The following is a 774-nucleotide window of genomic DNA, read 5'->3' as shown; positions in this document are numbered from 1 at the left end:
GTCATGCCTGATGACCATAGCGAGTCGGTCCCACCCCTTCCCATCCCGAACAGGACCGTGAAACGACTCCACGCCGATGATAGTGCGGATTGCCCGTGTGAAAGTAGGTAATCGTCAGGCTCCCCCCCAGTCAGAAACCCCACCCGCCGCGGTGGGGTTTTTGCGTTTACGGACGGCTAACACCCAATCACTATATAAGTGAGAGCGTTGGGATCGGAACGGTCAAGCAGCCCTTGACAAAGAGACATTGTTCCCCCATAATCGTCAGTTCTCTGCGGAGGGGTGCCCGAGTGGCTAAAGGGGGCAGACTGTAAATCTGTTGGCTTACGCCTACGTTGGTTCGAATCCAACCTCCTCCACCAGAATGCAAGATGTGGCAGTTGTTGGGAATCCATGATCCTTGCGGGTGTAGCTCAATGGTAGAGCAGAAGCCTTCCAAGCTTACGACGAGGGTTCGATTCCCTTCACCCGCTCCAGCAACACAGAGGTAGCGCCCATGTGGCTCAGTGGTAGAGCACTCCCTTGGTAAGGGAGAGGTCGGCAGTTCGATCCTGCCCATGGGCACCAGAAGTAATCGGTGATTGTTTGCGCCCGGCGCAACGTACGGAAAATCCTCTTAGGAGTCGAAAATGGCCAAGGGTAAGTTTGAGCGGACCAAGCCGCACGTGAACGTGGGCACGATCGGTCACGTTGACCACGGCAAGACCACGTTGACGGCAGCGATCACGACGGTCCTGACGCAGAAGTTTGGCGGCGAAGCGAAGGCGTACGACC

Annotated in this window: 1 protein-coding gene, 3 tRNA genes and 1 rRNA gene; all 5 read left to right on the top strand. The window is 56.6% G+C overall.

Features of this window, described 5'->3' with window-relative positions; translation table 11 throughout:
* Window positions 1–6: 6 nt before the first annotated feature.
* Window positions 7–120, top strand: a 5S ribosomal RNA gene (gene rrf / locus F6X40_RS41645).
* A 156-nt stretch (window positions 121–276) separates the two neighbouring features.
* A tRNA-Tyr gene (locus F6X40_RS41640) sits at window positions 277–362 on the top strand.
* 40 nt (window positions 363–402) lie between these two features.
* A tRNA-Gly gene (locus F6X40_RS41635) sits at window positions 403–476 on the top strand.
* 16 nt (window positions 477–492) lie between these two features.
* Window positions 493–567: transfer RNA gene (locus F6X40_RS41630), tRNA-Thr, on the top strand.
* 62 nt (window positions 568–629) lie between these two features.
* Window positions 630–774: GTP-binding protein (locus F6X40_RS41625; protein ID WP_244306532.1), on the top strand; the 145-nt coding region annotated here is incomplete at its 3' end.

This window comes from Paraburkholderia sp. UCT31 (genome assembly GCF_014397655.1).
GTDB classification, from domain to species: domain Bacteria; phylum Pseudomonadota; class Gammaproteobacteria; order Burkholderiales; family Burkholderiaceae; genus Paraburkholderia; species Paraburkholderia tuberum.
Note: the sequence above shows the minus strand (reverse complement) of the source record. Positions and strands in the feature narration are given on the sequence as shown.